The organism is Paremcibacter congregatus (genome assembly GCF_006385135.1).
Lineage (GTDB): Bacteria > Pseudomonadota > Alphaproteobacteria > Sphingomonadales > Emcibacteraceae > Paremcibacter > Paremcibacter congregatus.
On the sequence record NZ_CP041025.1, the window covers coordinates 4,001,552 to 4,017,698 of the forward strand.

Annotated in this window: 15 protein-coding genes and 1 pseudogene; 8 read left to right on the forward strand and 8 right to left on the reverse strand. The window is 49.6% G+C overall.

Going from position 1 to position 16,147, the window contains the following annotated elements:
- Positions 1 to 267: 267 nt before the first annotated feature.
- From FIV45_RS17495 to FIV45_RS17505, 3 genes are read right to left on the reverse strand one after another with little or no spacing between them, the layout of a single operon-like run.
- Positions 268 to 504, reverse strand: coding sequence for a hypothetical protein (locus tag FIV45_RS17495; protein ID WP_099473069.1), 237 nt, complete (start codon positions 502 to 504; stop codon positions 268 to 270).
- Positions 504 to 2,933, reverse strand: coding sequence for a xanthine dehydrogenase family protein molybdopterin-binding subunit (locus FIV45_RS17500; RefSeq protein ID WP_099473071.1), 2,430 nt, complete (start codon positions 2,931 to 2,933; stop codon positions 504 to 506). Before FIV45_RS17500 ends, FIV45_RS17495 begins: the two co-directional genes overlap by 1 nt.
- A gap of 1 nt (position 2,934) precedes the next feature.
- Positions 2,935 to 3,414, reverse strand: a complete 480-nt coding sequence (locus FIV45_RS17505; protein ID WP_099473074.1) for a (2Fe-2S)-binding protein — start codon at positions 3,412 to 3,414, stop codon at positions 2,935 to 2,937.
- A 282-nt stretch (positions 3,415 to 3,696) separates the two neighbouring features.
- Between FIV45_RS17505 and FIV45_RS19000 the strand changes: the two genes are divergently transcribed.
- The 3 genes and pseudogenes from FIV45_RS19000 to FIV45_RS19005 all read left to right on the forward strand — a co-directional run bounded on the left by FIV45_RS19000 (position 3,697) and on the right by FIV45_RS19005 (position 4,647).
- The gene (locus FIV45_RS19000; protein WP_099473077.1) at positions 3,697 to 3,864 is read left to right on the forward strand and encodes an integrase core domain-containing protein; all 168 of its coding nucleotides are present in this window, start codon (positions 3,697 to 3,699) and stop codon (positions 3,862 to 3,864) included.
- 59 nt (positions 3,865 to 3,923) lie between these two features.
- Positions 3,924 to 4,070: a hypothetical protein gene (locus tag FIV45_RS18525; protein WP_181040114.1), complete on the forward strand. Its 147-nt coding sequence runs from the start codon at positions 3,924 to 3,926 to the stop codon at positions 4,068 to 4,070.
- Positions 4,071 to 4,148: 78 nt separating this feature from the next.
- Positions 4,149 to 4,647 (forward strand): annotated as a pseudogene (locus FIV45_RS19005) (GNAT family N-acetyltransferase).
- 201 nt (positions 4,648 to 4,848) lie between these two features.
- Here the strand turns inward: FIV45_RS19005 and FIV45_RS17520 are convergent.
- Positions 4,849 to 7,317 carry a S9 family peptidase gene (locus FIV45_RS17520; protein ID WP_181040115.1) on the reverse strand — a complete coding sequence of 823 codons (2,469 nt, stop codon included), beginning with the start codon at positions 7,315 to 7,317 and terminating at the stop codon, positions 4,849 to 4,851.
- 251 nt (positions 7,318 to 7,568) lie between these two features.
- The gene (locus tag FIV45_RS17525; RefSeq protein ID WP_165777019.1) at positions 7,569 to 10,106 is read right to left on the reverse strand and encodes a TonB-dependent receptor; all 2,538 of its coding nucleotides are present in this window, start codon (positions 10,104 to 10,106) and stop codon (positions 7,569 to 7,571) included.
- 278 nt (positions 10,107 to 10,384) lie between these two features.
- Here FIV45_RS17525 and FIV45_RS17530 point away from each other — a divergent pair, with 278 nt between their 5' ends.
- The 3 genes from FIV45_RS17530 to FIV45_RS17540 all read left to right on the forward strand — a co-directional run bounded on the left by FIV45_RS17530 (position 10,385) and on the right by FIV45_RS17540 (position 12,979).
- Complete coding sequence (locus tag FIV45_RS17530; RefSeq protein ID WP_099473084.1) at positions 10,385 to 10,918, forward strand: RNA polymerase sigma factor; 534 nt, start codon at positions 10,385 to 10,387, stop codon at positions 10,916 to 10,918.
- Positions 10,915 to 12,114, forward strand: coding sequence for a FecR family protein (locus FIV45_RS17535; RefSeq protein ID WP_165777020.1), 1,200 nt, complete (start codon positions 10,915 to 10,917; stop codon positions 12,112 to 12,114). The genes FIV45_RS17530 and FIV45_RS17535 overlap by 4 nt, the downstream gene beginning before the upstream one ends.
- A 139-nt stretch (positions 12,115 to 12,253) precedes the next feature.
- The gene (locus FIV45_RS17540) at positions 12,254 to 12,979 is read left to right on the forward strand and encodes a tetratricopeptide repeat protein (protein WP_099473088.1); all 726 of its coding nucleotides are present in this window, start codon (positions 12,254 to 12,256) and stop codon (positions 12,977 to 12,979) included.
- Positions 12,980 to 13,065: 86 nt separating this feature from the next.
- Here the strand turns inward: FIV45_RS17540 and FIV45_RS18905 are convergent, their stop codons facing one another.
- The gene (locus tag FIV45_RS18905; RefSeq protein ID WP_268939770.1) at positions 13,066 to 13,191 is read right to left on the reverse strand and encodes a hypothetical protein; all 126 of its coding nucleotides are present in this window, start codon (positions 13,189 to 13,191) and stop codon (positions 13,066 to 13,068) included.
- A gap of 212 nt (positions 13,192 to 13,403) precedes the next feature.
- Here FIV45_RS18905 and FIV45_RS17545 point away from each other — a divergent pair, with 212 nt between their 5' ends.
- Positions 13,404 to 14,168: an SDR family oxidoreductase gene (locus FIV45_RS17545; RefSeq protein ID WP_099473091.1), complete on the forward strand. Its 765-nt coding sequence runs from the start codon at positions 13,404 to 13,406 to the stop codon at positions 14,166 to 14,168.
- Positions 14,169 to 14,371: 203 nt separating this feature from the next.
- On the opposite strand, the gene FIV45_RS17550 is transcribed toward FIV45_RS17545, so the two are convergent.
- Both FIV45_RS17550 and FIV45_RS17555 read right to left on the reverse strand, forming a co-directional pair.
- Entirely contained in the window at positions 14,372 to 14,935 is a 564-nt protein-coding gene (locus FIV45_RS17550) for an RNA polymerase sigma factor (RefSeq protein WP_099473093.1), read from the reverse strand.
- Positions 14,932 to 15,234: a hypothetical protein gene (locus FIV45_RS17555; RefSeq protein ID WP_099473096.1), complete on the reverse strand. Its 303-nt coding sequence runs from the start codon at positions 15,232 to 15,234 to the stop codon at positions 14,932 to 14,934. The genes FIV45_RS17550 and FIV45_RS17555 overlap by 4 nt, the downstream gene beginning before the upstream one ends.
- Positions 15,235 to 15,730: 496 nt before the next feature.
- Between FIV45_RS17555 and FIV45_RS17560 the strand changes: the two genes are divergently transcribed.
- Positions 15,731 to 16,144, forward strand: a complete 414-nt coding sequence (locus FIV45_RS17560) for a hypothetical protein (RefSeq protein ID WP_099473098.1) — start codon at positions 15,731 to 15,733, stop codon at positions 16,142 to 16,144.
- The last annotated feature ends 3 nt before the right edge of the window (positions 16,145 to 16,147 follow it).

Genomic DNA, 16,147 nt, shown 5'->3' on the forward strand with positions numbered 1-16,147 from the left:
TGGCTTTTGTCCCTGACCCCTTCAGCAAACTTTCCCCCCTGACTTGCCCCCAAGCTCCAGAGAAGAAAAACGGTGTCAGGCTCCGTGGTTAGACGAAGTCTGACACCATAAGTTTCCGTACAATCGCCAGGTAGAGTCGGAAGATTGCGATTGCTACTACGGAGGTTCTCTCCCTTTTTTTGCTGTGACATCAAGTTATTGTCTTCTGACCTTCACATCCTTAGCTCCTCGTTTCACCTCACCCCCCTGACGGGGTTTTGTGTTCCTCTACCGCTGTAATGGCAGGTTCCGTGGGTCCTTACTCAATTGCTCAATCTGCTGCATAAGCTCAATCATGCCATCCTCTGCCTGCTGCGACAGGCCTCCAAAGAAAAGGAAGCCCATAACAACAACCGCAAGAATGCCACCCGTGAGAAGCAGGAATATGGACAAATCACTCAGGGAAACACTCTCTTCAAGTGATGCATCGGTCTTGTCAACCGGACAGGGTTCAATCTTCGGCATTATATATCCTCCTCTTCCAGTATCCCTTCAAAGACCGGGAGCGGCAGCTTGCGGTAGCGTGTACCAGTGGCGGCATAGAGTGCATTTGCAAACGCCGGCAGGATCGGTGGCAAAGCTGGCTCCCCGAGCCCGGTCGTTGTGTGATCCGTTTTGTGAAAATGCACGTCAATCTCATTTGGCGCCTGAGCCATGCGAATGAGCGGATAGTCATCAAAGTTGGACTGATTGGCCGCACCACCTTCAAAAGTAACCTCCAGCCCCATAGCCTGACCAAGGCCGTCAATCACAGAGCCCTGCACCATATTCTCGGCGTTGAGGGGGTTGATAATCTGGCGGCCGATATCGCCAACCACCCAGACGGTATCAACGGTCACATTGTTTCTGGCATCAACCGACAGCGATACCACATGTGCGAAATAACCAAAGTGACTAAAGTAGCAGCCAACCCCCATGCCGCGCCGAAGAGTGCCCTCAACAACATCCTCCGAGCTTGGGCGATAGAGCTTCTTCCCATGCCAGCCAGATCGTTCAGCCACAAGCTCCAGGATTGCGCGCATGCGTTTTGGGTTAAAGCCGGAGAGCGGCACCCCCTCAGTCAGCTCGCCGTATGACGGCGTCTCCTTGGAGGGATCGATCATAGTGAGGCGGAAGCTGATCGGGTCAATCCCTGCCTTATGCGCCAACTCGTCAACAAAGCTCTCGAAGACAAACCCATGACTATTTGCCATCGGCGCCCGCATAGCCCCTGTTGGGATATAGAGCGGAATCTTCGACGCTTTATAGCGCATGTTTGCAATATTGCCGTAAAGATAACCTGGGAAGTTCGAATCCCCAGAGTTTACAAAAGCTTTCTCTCCGCCAAAACCAACAAAATGGTCCTCAAAGGCAATAGCTTTACCGTCCTGATCAAGACCACCCTTCAGGTGGTGATAGCCACCGGGTCGGTAAAAGTCATGCTGCGTATCGTCTTCCCGGCTCCACAGCAGTTTTACCGGCTTCTTAACCACACTGGAGATCCAGACCGCTTCGAGAAGACTGTCGTTCAAGAGCCTGCGACCAAAACCGCCGCCTGCTCTGGTGAGGTGAATGGTTACATTCTCATTCGGCACGCCCATCATTTTGGCGATGGTTGCCTGACCGACGGCGGGGAGCTGCGCCCCACTCCAGATCTCGATTGCCATGCTGCCGTGCGCGTCTGTGGATACTGAGGCTGTTGCGTTTTGTGGCTCCAGGGTCGCGTGGGCGAGAAACGGGAAGCTATATTCCACATCGATCTTTTGAGCGCTTTCCTCAAGCGCCTTGTCAACACTGCCAAGCTCAGGCCAGCGGTTCTCATCTGGAGGACTTGCAAAATGCTGGGCAGCAGCCGCATCGAAGCCTTCGCTTGACTGCCCATCCGCTTGCCCCTTTTCCCAGACAACCTTAAGACGATCCCGTGCCCGCTCTGCCTGCCACCAACTGTCCGCGACGATGGCGACACCGCTCATCACATAGTCGGGCCGGCCGCCAACATTCCACCAGTCAGGAGCAGCGCCCCCCTCACCCGGCAACCACCAGGCCGGGTTGGCGGCAGGACGACTATCATTACCTTCGACAACGAAAGCGGCCTGCACACCTGGGAGTGTTCTTATCTCATCAAGGTTCGCCGACACAGCCTTGCCACCAAAAGTGGGGCATTTAACAAACACGGAATAGGCCATACCCGGTACGGTTACATCGATACCGTAAAGAGGCTCACCCTTGATTATTTTTGGGTTATCGACACCTTTGATTTTTTGCCCAACGATTTGAAAGTATTTATCGCTTTTGAGTTTGATCTCAGCAAGGTTCGGCACAGGAAGGTGTGCTGCGTCTGCCGTGAGCTGACCGTATCCAAGCTTGCGCCCTGACGGCTTATGGATCACGTGACCCGCTTCAGTGGCGCATTCTGTCGCCGGCACCTTCAAGCGACTTGCCGCAACAGAAATCAGCATCTGGCGGGCCGCCGCCCCCACCTTGCGAAGCGCAAGAGACAGCATGGGGGTGGAGAGGCTTCCGCCCGCCACCTGAAACTGGAACAGATTTGTGTCCAGATCGGCCTGCTCGACGGTAACGTCTTTCCAGGCCACATCCAACTCTTCAGCGATGACCATCGGCAGGCTTGTCTTGACGCCCTGGCCAATCTCCGGGTTTTGTGCGAGCACTGTAACTTGGCCGGAGGTGGAGATGCGGATATGCGTACCAAGGAAGAACCGCGCCTCTTTTGATCCTGCCTTACCCTCCGTCGCGGGATCGCAAGCCCCAAGACTGAGCATTAAGCCGCCGCCAGCGGCCGCACCTGCCACCAGGAAGAAGCGCCGTGACATTGACGGGCCGCTAGCAGCTTGACTCGCCGCCTCTCCTTGACCAAGGCAAGACAGAGACTGTTCAGGAGTGTTTGACCGTTTCATATTAGTCTCTCCCCTGACGATCTGCTTCGATAATTTTGGAAGCCAGCTTGATGGCCTTTTTGATCCGCATGTAGGTTCCACATCGGCAGATATTACCGGACATGTAATTGGCAATATCTGCGTCCGTGGGGACAGAAACTTCTGATAGCATCGCGGTCGCGGACATGATCTGGCCGGCCTGGCAATAGCCGCACTGCGGCACATCAACATCAAGCCAAGCTTGCTGAACAGCGGCGCCGATCGGAATTTCTGAGACGGCTTCAATGGTGGTGATTTGCGCGCCATCGATGTCTTCGAGGAACGTTTGGCACGAACGCACTGCCTGCCCGTCCACATGCACCGTGCAGGCACCGCACTGGGCCTTGCCACAACCAAACTTGGTCCCCACCAGTCCTAGCTCGTCCCGGAGAACCCACAACAAGGGAGTGGAAGGGTCGAGTGCCAAAGCATGACTTTTACCGTTGATAAATAATGCGATCATTCACTCCTCCTATCTTGAACTATTATTTCCCCTCCAACGCTACTTAAGACAAGCGAAGCGCAAAAAAAGTGACATTTTTTATTTATTCTTTTTTGGAAAAGACAAGCATGCATTCAACCATAAGGTTTTCCCAGATATCGTTAGTCACTTTAAAGGAGCTTTGCTATCCCTATAGTGTGAAGGAGTGAACCAAGGCCGCAATATGGGTACTATTTTTTAAAAAATAGCTGAACTTTAGCTGGGATAGAGGCCATTTCCCAAACTAAAAATTTGAGTATTATCATGGCGTGGGTAGACTTTTATAATACGATCCGACCTCATTCTTCCCTTTACGCAATGACACCTCATGAAGCTTACTGGAAATCAAAAAAAATTTATAACATGGGATTAATTCCATGTTATAACGGTAAGCGCCCGATGATCCACACCTACCCACCCTCAGCACCATAATTTAATGATGCTTCAACAAAGTGGGCATTGTGCCTGCTGGAGTTGGAGGTACATTGATTATGCCAGGTAAGAAGCGGGGCAGTAGAGGGAGTGAGGCGTTCAAGCGGCGGGTGATGGCAGAGGCAGAAGAAGAGCCGGATAAACCCATGTCAGAGGAGGCGAAGCATCATGGGGGAACCCGAAGATTTTATGCAATTTACAAGTAGCCACTCCAATATTCTTATCAAGACAAAGTGTCTTTCTTTCGATCCAATTTGATCATAAAAATTATAAAAGGGTGAACTATGAAAATACGCGATGAATTGTCCGATGATATTGATAGAGTTGGCACGATTACACGCTCCGCCTTCAAAACGGTCGAGCATAGCTCCCAAACTGAGGCAGCCATTGTTGAAGCCTTATGTGACTCAGGTGTGTTGAGCATTTCTCTGGTTGCGGAAGAAGATGATTTGGTGGTGGGGCATATTGCATTTTCTCCTATCACAATCGATGATAACAAGTGTAACTGGTTTGGTCTTGGGCCTGTGTCGGTGGTGCCAGAAATGCAAAAAAAATGGCATTGGTTCTGCTTTAATCCGTAAAGGCCTAAACCGCTTGATTGAAAGAGGTGCAGAGGGGTGCGTTCTACTTGGTGAGCCAGAATATTATTCCCAATTTGGTTTTGAAGTAGACCCAGACCTCACATTGGAAGGTGTTCCTCCTGAATATTTTATGCGCCTAGCATTTGGTGAAGAGACACCGAGCGGACAAGTCGCCTACCATTCAGGATTTAATGCAAAATAGCACAATTTAGCCCACTACAGATTGCTATTGTTATGTTAATTGTCATGCAAAAGGTGGTGTAATTTTAAATGCTTATTGACAGTCTTTATGTTTGCAGGCAAAAACAGCCACAGACATAAAGCTTAAAAAAGGAGATTCCCCAACCCCTGCCCACAGGAAATACCAAGGGGCAGGGGTTGGGGATAAGGTGGATGTCAGAAATTAACGATCAAAGGGCGTTCCATCCAGCACGAACTCTTTAGGGGGTTCATTGCCTTGCAAGTGACGCACAAAATAATCCCAAGCCCGACGCTCCTGATAACTGGTGCGCAGCCATCCCACGCGCTGTTCAACAACTGTGTCAAAGTCCTTGTTCGCAGCTTGCAGCGCATCCATTAACTGGAACGTACCAGCAAGCGTGGAAAAGCCACTGAAATAACCGGGATTAGTGGTGGTCATCAGCAACAGCTTGCCTTTCAGGTTACCCACCAATTCTGTCGGGGTTTTGCGGTCAGGCCGGGCCTTGGGTCCGTTATAACGGTCTGTGTGCATACTCAACATCACACGATCATCAGCATAAAACCCTTCAACACCTACCTTATAGAAATCCGGATGCTGCAACATGCCAAGCACAGCGCCCTGACCCCACATGGATGAATAAATTCCCGCACGATCAATATCTATATAGCTATAACGCTTCGCAAGCTGCTTAATCCCTGCCACATGGTCAGACAGTTCACTGGCACTGTCAAACCAGCCATAACTATGGTCCGCAAATGCTTTACTGCGATACGGGGTGCCCCGCCCATCAAACTGCACCACAATGAAGCCAAGCTCTGCCAGAGCTTGAGGGAAAAGCATATTCCAGTTGCTGCCTGTACCAAAAGCCGCCCTAGGGGTAATGGCGTATCGGGGTGTATTCATTACATGACTAATAACCGGATAGCTTTTCTTTGGGTCAAAATCCGCAGGGCGATAAACCACACCGTAAATATCGGTTTTGCCATCCGCTGCCACTGTTTGCACAGGCTCTGGCCATTGCCAGCCTTTTGGCAGTTTGGAAATATCTGCTGTTTCCAACTCCATCACCGTCTTGCCACTGCGATCTACCACATAGCTGACAGGCGCCGTATTAACCCGGGATTTGCTGTAAACCGCATAGTTACCAGACACGGAAACACCATTCACACCATGTCCCCCCATTTCATAGGTATGCAAATTTTGTGGTGAATGCCCATTCACATCATGGTCACTGGACGCAAGCGTCACCATTTTCCCGGTGTCAATATTCACCCGCACAAGGTCACGGTAATACGGGTTACGCCCCTTCACCCGACCATTTGTTTGCAGGTAAAGCTCTCGGTGCTTGGCATCATAGCGCACAATATTACGTACAACATAATCACCCTGTGTGACCGCATTTTTAAGCTTGCCAGTTTTCAGGTCATACAGATACAAATGCCCCCAGCCACTGCGTTCACTATACCAGAGTAATTCATCTGTTTCTGGCAGAACCATTGTTGTCGGTTCTTCTTCCCCCTGCTGTGTCAGCTTAACACGGGTGTCAGATGTTTCCTCAAACAAAACCTTTGTTGCACCGGTATGAGTATCAAACTGCACCAGACGAACGCTTTTATAATACCGCCCTGTATCAAGGAAATAAGCAAGGTGGCTATCCTTGCCCCACCATGCCAAATTACGCTGAAAAGGCGTAATATGGTGCATAGTGTAAGGCATGGTCCTATAGTCAGAGCATTGCTTCTCCCCTGTTTCTACATCAATGGCAACATAGCGTGCCTCCCCCACATGCTCGTCACCAACAGTACCTTGCCTGATTTTCTGTACTTTGGGATACAAACTGCCATCCGCATGCACAAAGGTGGCTTCTTCTACACCTTCAATCAATCTGGCATCATTTTGGATTACCAATAGTTTTTTACCGTCAGCCGACCAACTGGCATTCATCGGAAAATATAATGACGTCCACTCTGCTGAAGGCCCTGTAATGCCACCATAGGCAAAATACGCTGCCCCGTCTGTCGTCAGGGCACGTTCTACACCCGACTTGGCATCCCGCAGCCAGACATTATAATTCTTAATGAAGGCAATTTGCGTCCCATCAGGGGATTGCATATCACCTTTAGGGGCTTTTTGAACTTCTTTCACCTTGTTGTTTTTAACAGCATACAGCCAGTTCTTGCCAGCATATTTGAAATGCATCTGATAGGGCGCAAATGTTATGGATACATCCCCAATATTACCAAAGCGGAACATACTATCCGCAAATTTTATATCTTTTGCGCCCAGCTTTGTGCCGCTTGCTTTTGACAGAGCTTCGGCAAAGCGTTTATGATCAAATGCTGGTTTGTTGGTTTTCTTGTTGGCATCCACCAAACGAATTTCACGGTATATATCACCATTATTTTTAACATCTCTGGCATACCAGAAGATATCTTCGTCCCCAATCCAGTGGGGGTATGGCTCCTCATTGACAATAAGCTGATTTCGCAAGTCTTTAGCTTTATAAGGATGCTGTATTGTCCCTCTGATCAAGGTTTTAGCTCGTTCGTACCGTTCCTGCATTTCTGCCTTACCGGCTTTTTCAGGGGCTGATTGCGCAGCCGCAGTCGGGAGTAAAACAGCGGCCATCAATAAGCTTGATAATGCTGCCGTGAGATAGTTTCTTTTCATCATTGGTTCCTTTTAGGGTAGTTTTATCCTCCTCTTTCCGGCAAGCGCGGAGCGCGAGGGAAGGGAATCCATGCTATGATTCAGGGTAAACTATTGTATAAAAACAGGATTATATCGCCCTGCCTGTTTCTAAACCGGTTATACGCTTGACATGTCGCATGGGTTCCCTTCCCTCACCGCTAACGCGGCTCGTCGGGAGTGACGAGAAGAGAGAAGGGGGTGGATGTTCAGAGTGATACTCTTGAATTCACTTAAAAATCCACCGACAAACGCGCCCCGATCGTGCGTGGTTTCAGCGGTACACCAGTACTAACAAAAGCACTGGCGGTACTAATCAGAGCATATTCATTGAACAAGTTGGTGGCATAAAGATTAAGAGAAAATCTGTCCCAGTTTACACCTGCACTCAGGTCAACCACAACATAACTGTCAGATTGGATATTGGAGCTGCCCCCGTCACCGTCAGTGAAAGCACTGCGAGTGCTGTCCTCATACCGAACACCGGCCCCAACATGGGCATCAAGATCAGCAGTTAAGGCAAAATCATAAATCGCCCGGCTGGAGAAGGTCCATTTAGGTACATAGGGCAATTGCTGCCCAGATGTGCCATTGATATTGGCTTCATCATCATTAAGCGTGCTGTCTGTATAGGCAAAATTAGATATAACTGACAAGCCGTCAACAGGCTTCAAAATCACACTGCCCTCAACGCCCTTGATGGTGATACCACCATCAACATTGCCAAGTCCGCCAAAAAAACCTGCAGGATCTAGGTTAATCGTTGTCTGGAAATCAGCCCAATCAATATACCAAAGGGCGATATCGTAAGAGAGTACTCCATCTGCCATAGATCCTTTGGCACCCAGTTCATAACTCCACAGGGTATCGGCATTTACAAAGCGAGGCAATTCGTTACCCATTCCATCTGCCACAAGCCTGTTGGCAAAAGCCGGTCGATAGCCGCTGGCCACCCGGGCATACAGCGACAGATCGTCGCTTGGCCGGTAACGCAGACCAAAGGACCACGTGTTTATTGTATCCTTGACCGAACTATTGAATTCATCAGCTACAGGGCTAAAGAAGCTTACCGGCGCAATATTGGTAAACTCCATCTGGTTCCTGCTTAACCGCCCCCCTACGGACACATCAAATTCAGGGGTGATATAATACGTCAGGTTCCCAAAAACTGCATTTTCTATATAGTCACTAGGGGACTGGCCCCCATAAACAAGAATATCGCCAGGTTGGGCAAGGGCACTTTGTGTACCAAAGGTTTCCTCATTGGCATAATAAAGGCCCAGCATCCATTCCCATGTCTCACTGCTGTCAGAACTCAGTTGAATTTCCTGACTGAATTTTTCAATACCGAGGTCATCTACCAAAGGAATTGTCGTAGCAGTGGGAACAAAAAAACCAAATAGAGATACAGTTTCCTGATCTGTGTGGGCGGCACTTTCCACATAGCTAGTGGTAGATGTCAGGGTTGCCCCATCAAATTGATATTCAATAGTTCCGGCATAAAAGGTGCTTTTTAGATTACGGTTGGAGAAGCCAAAGTCTGTTGCAAACTTGTCATAAGTTGGCACTTTGGTTGCTGCATCAATATCAATATGGGACAAGCCATGATAGGTGGCTTTCTGGTGCAATGCCCGACCGCGCAAACTTAAACGGTCCGACACTTGAAAATATATATCACCAGAAAAACCATAGCGGTCATACGTATCGGAATCCTTTTGAAGCAAAGCGCCAGCGCCATCAACCCGATCAACAAACCCGCCATTATCTTCATAGAAACCAGCAACGGTAATGCCCAGCTTGTCCTCAACAATCGGCACACTGATGCGGCCGTTATAAATTTGGTTAAAGCCGCCTTCTTTTGTGGAAGAAAGGTCAGCCGCCGCATGGCCTCTGAATTCATTCAACGAGGGCTTTCGGGTGATATATTTTACGGCCCCACCAACAGAAGTTGATCCATAAAGCGTGCCTTGTGGTCCTTTCAGGAACTCAATCCGCTCAATGTCACCAAGCAGGCCATCAAAGGCAAAACTGCCGCCTGTTCCGTGCGGACCATTGCTGGTTAAGGGCACGGTATCCAGATAAATACCAACTGTGGCCGTACCCCCTGCATTTCCAAATTTCGCCACTCCGCGCGCCGTAATAGTACCATTGACAGACGAGCCTGCCGTATCGCTCACTGTCACCCCCGGTGTGTAAGCAACAATATCTTTCAGCCGCGTTAACCCCGCACTGGTAAATTCCTCTGGCCGCACCACGGCCACACTCATCGGCACATCTTGCAAATTCTGCTCGCGCCTGCTGGCGGTTACGATAATTTCATCAAAGAGCATGCTGTCTACCCCATCAAGCTTCTCATCATCCTGATAGGGCGCAAGGTTGGCTTCATAGTCTGAGGCAGTATTTGAGCTGATCACCTTGAAACCGACCTTCTGATACTGAGTAGACAAACGCTCTGAGGTACCAACTGCAATTGTGCGATCATCAACACGCAGGTAATAAAGCCCGCTACCCGCGAGTGCTACAGTCAGCGCATCCTGCAGGTTATATGTGCCGGAGAGCTTCCTAACGGTTTTACCCGACAGATCTTCAGAGAAAGACGCGATCTGCACGTCAAACTTATCTGAGAGCTGCTGCAGCGCCACATTCAGCGGCTGCCGTGCCATCTCCAACGCCTTTGCTTCATAGGACTGTGTCGCCTGCGCCGGTACGGTTACCATTGCTGCCGTTAGCGCAAGGACGCTCACCAAACTGTATTTATAATTTTTCTTCATTTTCATTCTCCCTAACTCCAACAGTTAATGTTACTCACTCAGGCGGTTCCCAACGCCTGTAGAATGAAAGAGCGGGCCTCGCTGGAAAAATGGGTACAAATGCGGTAAAATAATTTCCCGTCACTTCGCTTTGCTACCCGATAAGGTGACATCAACTTTCACAAAATTTCTAAATTCGGGTGGTTAGAGTACCCATTTTCTGGAAAGCAAAAGCTCTTTCAGTATAACAGCTCGTAACGTCCCTGTGGACAGGATTTAGAATTGGAATGAGATAAACGGTGCCAAACAAGGGCGACATAGACCTTAAAACACAGCGGAACTGGTCTGCGTGGAAAGCTTATGCGCCGAGACTGCACCGCTTCCTAATCTCCAAACTAGCGAACAAGGATGATGCCAGCGACCTGATGCAGGAGGCTTATCTGAGGCTGATCCGAATTGAAAAACCGGAACTGATCCGCCACCCGGAAGTCTATCTGTTTCGGATCGCATCTAACCTTGTTGGAGAGTTTTTTCTTAAGCGAAAAAACAATCCCAGGATGGTAGACATTGAGGATATTACCGACACCGATGATGATAGCGATCAGGGTGCCTTTATCGATCATATTTCGCACCGACAGGACCTGAATGAACTTGAGGCTATTTTTGCTGATCTTCCGCCTTTATACAGGGAGGTGATTTTATTACGTAAACGGGACGGCCTAAGCCATGAAGAAATTGCTGAGCGGCTTCATATTTCCCCTAATACTGTTCATAAGTATATAACCAGGGCCCTTGCCAAATGCCGTGCAAGTTGGGTGGAGAAGAAGAGATGAGCGACTTAACAGAACGACAAAGAACGATTATTGACGAAGCCAGCGAATGGGTCACCAGACTTGACGGCGCAAAACTGCCGGCAACCGAGCAGCAAGCGTTCGCCGAGTGGCTTACTGTGTCCAAAGAACATATCCAGGAGTTTCTGTTTGCCGCTGCCACGTTTCAGGCGCTGGGGGATATTGAGGCCACCGAGCGTGTGACCACTGATCAGTTGCTTGCAGAGAAGGCTCCAGATGTTATTCCCCTTTTCCGAGAGCCTGGAGAAAAAGCCTCTAAGCCCGATGAACCCGTAACCGGATTAGCCAACTATGGCGCCGCCAAACCGGCTAATGAACCTGAGAAACAGCCCACCTGGAAGAAGATGGCGCTGATCGCGGCCACCATTGCCTTTGTGGTGATCTCCCCCTCAAGCTATCTGGCCTATAATAGTGGCCTGCAGAACGATGGCGCCCCACTTCTCGCGTATGCAACCGACGTGGGCGAACAGCGCAGTATTCCTCTCAGCGACGGGTCCGTTATTTATCTCAACACCAACTCACGGGTTTCTGTTGAGTTCCTGGAGACGGAACGGAAGATAGAGCTTCTCGAAGGGGAAGCCCTCTTCAAGGTGGCTCATAACCCCGAACAGCCTTTCCGGGTCTATAGCGGTCTAGCGGTTGCTGAAGCGCTTGGCACCACTTTCAATGTCTACAGAGAGAACGGCAGAACCAATGTGGCCGTTGTTGAAGGCAAAGTGGCGGTTTCTGCGCAGAGAACCAACACAGAAACCATGCAAAATGATCAGAATGAAAAAGCTCATGCTACTACCGAACCACAAGAGACACCCGCGCCTGTCCAACCCCTGCTGCTCACCTCTGGGCAAAAGTCAGCTCTCGACAAGGATCAGGGCTTCCTGCCAGTGCAAACTGTTCAGCCGGACCTGATCACCTCCTGGCGGGAGCGAAGGCTTGTCTTTGAACAGGAACAGCTTGCCACCATTGCAAGAGAGTTCAACCGTTACAACAAAATCAAACTCGTCATAGATGACGAAGACCTCAACACACTTGAATTTGATGGTGTTTTTGATGCCGACGATCCGAAAGCTTTTGTTCAGTTTCTGGAACTGACCGGCGCCGTTGAAGCCATACAGATATCCAATACCGAAATCCGCCTGAGAAAAACAGACCAGAACATGCCAAAAGACAGCAAACTTTAGGCAATCTGACCTCCGTAACGAATGCGCTGGAATCTCCCAATTCCGTACGGGAATTCAATATTGCGTTTTAATATGACCCTTCAAGCGTTATACTCATACTATTTTATATAGTATAACCACTTAGGGACGTACGAAGTCGATGTATTGCGGGCGTAGCGGAACCGGACCATTTCTAACTATTCTGCTGCTTTGTTTCTGGCTGGTGGACTTACCTTCAGCCTCGGCAAATGATTACGGATGGACGGAAGATAAAATCGGCAAGCTCGCTGTTAAAGCCGACAAGGCTGCCCGCAAGAAGCGATGGAACCAAGCGATCCACTACGGGGAAAAGGCGCTGGAAGGCAGCAAGGTCCTTTATCCGGAATACTCCCCCCTCTATATCAACCGTCTCAAGACACTAAACCGTTATTATGATCGGGCCAACAGGCTTCCTGAAGTGTCTGACCACGTGAAAAAAGCGTTTCGACTTTCGTCAGCCCACCTCGGCCCTGATCACGCAACATCCAAAGTCAGTCGCCTATTATACTACAAGCTACTGCTGGCTGAGAAAGACTATCCTGCCGCCATTCTATTGGTGAAAGACACGCTGGCGCGTCTTGGGGAAAGCGATGATGATCAGTTCAAGCGGCTCCATTATCTGGGCCAGCTATATTCCTTTTACGGGCTGACCAATCAGTTTGAACTAGAAGAACAAACGATTCGGGAGAGACTTGCCTTAAACAGTCTGATGGTTGGCGAGGGGCTGGAGAACAACTCGGATATTCTGCTCGATCTCGCCAAAAACCTCTGCACACAGAAAAAATATCTGGAACATGACGCGCTCGTCAAAGTCTGGGGCACAAACTTTATATGCCTGCGAAACTGATATAGAGAAGATAATGTTCATTGTGAATGGTGAGATGCCCTTAGGTTACTAGGCGCCGTTGAATTTCTATTCCCGTCGCTCCGACATTATGATCCTTCCATGGCTTCCGTCACGCTATTGCTTTGAGACAATTCCTTACGAATTTTGCTTGCCCGGTTAGCCGGGGCGTAAGCTGTTGGCGCCGTGACGGTAATTTCATCAATAGCCGCCATGACAATTTATTCCTAATATAATCATTCTAACCCAAATTCGCCCAATACCTGACAATAAATATAGTGAGTTTCATTGTCGCTCCGTTTCTTGCTTTCAAATTGAGTTTCCTGATTTCCTATTCGATAACAAGAAACGGAGTGCATGGCGTTTGAATAAGGCGTTTTCTTTATCCCCCAGGGAAACCGAAACGAATAAAAATTAGGAAAACCAAATGAACAAACTACAAGATAAAGTTGCCATTGTTACGGGGGCCAGCTCAGGTATTGGCTATGAAACCGCTCTGCTTTTTGCCCGCCAAGGTGCAAAACTTATCGTTTCTGCACGCCGCCAGAAAGAGCTCGATGAGTTGGTCAGTAAAATTACAAAAGCCGGTGGCACAGCCCTTGCTGTCGTCGGAGACATCAAAAAAGAAGCCACGGCGAAAGCCCTGGTTGAAGTGGCAATATCAAATTTTGGCGAACTTCATATCGCATTCAACAATGCAGGGTGGATGGGCGAAATGGGGCCAACGCCGGACGTATCGCTTGCTGGATTTGAAGAAACTATTGCAACGAACCTGACCGCTGCATTTCTCGGTGCAAAATTTCAAATTCCGGCAATGCTGGAATCTGGTGGCGGTTCCATTATATTCACGTCAACTTTTGTTGGATATACAGCAGGCATGCCAGGCATGGCCGCTTATGCGGCTGCTAAATCTGGACTGATTGGTCTGACGCAAGCACTGGCAGCGGAATTTGGGCCCCAGAAGATAAGGGTGAATGCATTGCTGCCGGGCGGCGTAAATACACCAATGGGCAGAAGTGCCGCAGAAACACCGGAAGCAATGGAATTTGTTAAAGGCCTGCATGCTCTTAAACGTACAGCTGAACCCGAAGAAATTGCACAGTCCGCTCTGTATTTAGCATCAGATGCTTCAAGCTTCACAACAGGAACGGCCATGTTGGTAGACGGCGGTGTTTCTATCAATCGCACCTGAGAAATCTCAAAATAGAAGGGAGAGAGGGTAGTCAAATGCCCTCTTTCTCTATGCCCTAGTTTTGGGGGCTTTATAATAACCCCACCACCTCTACTCAGCGCCCAACTATGCCCCCTGTGGAGCACCATTTTTAATCTCATTGAATTGCCCCCAGTTTACTAGACGCCTTTGAGCTTCCATTCCTGTTGCAATTCAAAAGTCTATTAGCCGTAACATTCCATAGCGACCTTGACCTGCGCGATGGCTTTCATCATATGTTTCTTGACCATATGGGTGCTCATCCCGCAGTGCTGTGAGATTTCATGATAGCTCATCCCCTCGAACCGGGCGAGCAGAAAGACATCGCGGGTTTTCGGCGGGAAGCCGTTCAGCACCTTAAGCAGGTATCGGCATTGGTCGCGGTCGTCAATATTTTGCACCACCGCCCCCAGCCCGCCGTACCCCTGCGGCGTCGCCCTCTCCAGCCCGTCGTCATATTCCACATGAAGGACCCGGCGCCGCACCCCGTCGTCACGCCATTTGTTTTTCAGCAGGTTCGAGGCGATCTTGAACAGATAGCCCTCCGTCTGGGCCAGCGCCGCCGGATCCTGAAACCGGGATAGCCGGTAATAGACCTCCTGGGTCAAGTCTTCGGCCGCCCCGTGATCCCGGGTCGAGGCCCAGAAATACCGCATCAGGGCCCGGTGATATTTGGCGACAAGCTGGGTCAGGATGCTGGTCCGCACCTCTTCCGCCTCCGGCGGCGGGGTGTGTTGCGGGCGGCTCATGGCGCGTCCCAATATACGTCAAGGCCGGCCTTGAGATAGGCCGCAACCTCGCCCCAGAAGCGCAGGTTTTCCTCCGGGTTGTCGCGTTTGCGGGCATAGCGCACCCGCCGCCGCAGTTCCTTCATCGGGTCGGCGTGGTGGATCAGTATGCTGTAGGCCACCTCCAGTGGGTGGGCGATGTCCCACAGGCTGCGGGATGTCGGCGGATGCGCATTTTTATCTGAAGGGGCGGCTTCTGAAAGGGCGATATCCCGGCGCGGCGGCGGGGTTTGGGGGGCGTGCGAAGGTCTGTCGGTCATCTGTGGCCTCTGTGTCCTGATGCGACCAGGGCCTGAATGTTCATGCCCTGGACTGGGACCGGGCTTTCTTTACATAAAAAAAAGCCCGGCTCGGGGCTTAGAGAGACGCCAACAACGCCTGCTGCAAGTTGTTTTGCAGCGCTCCCGACAAAAAGAAACACGAAAGAATCTTTCCGCCCGGCCACATTGACCTACTCGCGTAAGCCAACGAATTCACAGGATAGGGATAACCCTATATTCTGTAAACCACAAATCTCGTTTGCGCTGCTCCGTACATGAAAGACACTCGGGAGACAAAGGCGCGATTGTTGGTATGCTCTCTAAAGCACACGCCATCCCAATAAGATGACGATTTCCCACAAACCGAAGCCTGCGAGCAAAATCAGTATACGGGAATAAAGTTTTCGGTGCAACTTCGAATTGTCACCAGCAGTCATAATTGCTCTTGTATAAAATAGTACTATTTGCTATATTATAGATTAAAGGAGAAAATAGAATGCCTAGAACAATAACAGTCTCAACAGATGTTTTCGCCGCCATTTGGGCGAAAAGAGAAGATGGAGAGGAAAACGAAGATCAAATTCTTCAAAGAATATTCGGGTGTAAGAAAAACACGACTGATCAAATTAGTCATCATATTTCTAGTCAGTCTGGTGGCGTGTATGATTCACGAAATAACGTACATTTTCCGCAGGGTTTTAAGATTTTTAGAATGTACAAGGGTAAAGAATATTGCGCAATCGCACAAGATGGTGTGTGGGTACGAGAAGGTGTAGGTGGTCACTTCCCTACTCTCAACCAGTTAAACCATTCAATTGCTGCAGGTAATGAAAATGTATGGAATGGAAATTGGAAATACCGCACCGAAGATGGATCCATTCGTCCAATAAGCGACCGGAGGCCAAAGTAATTT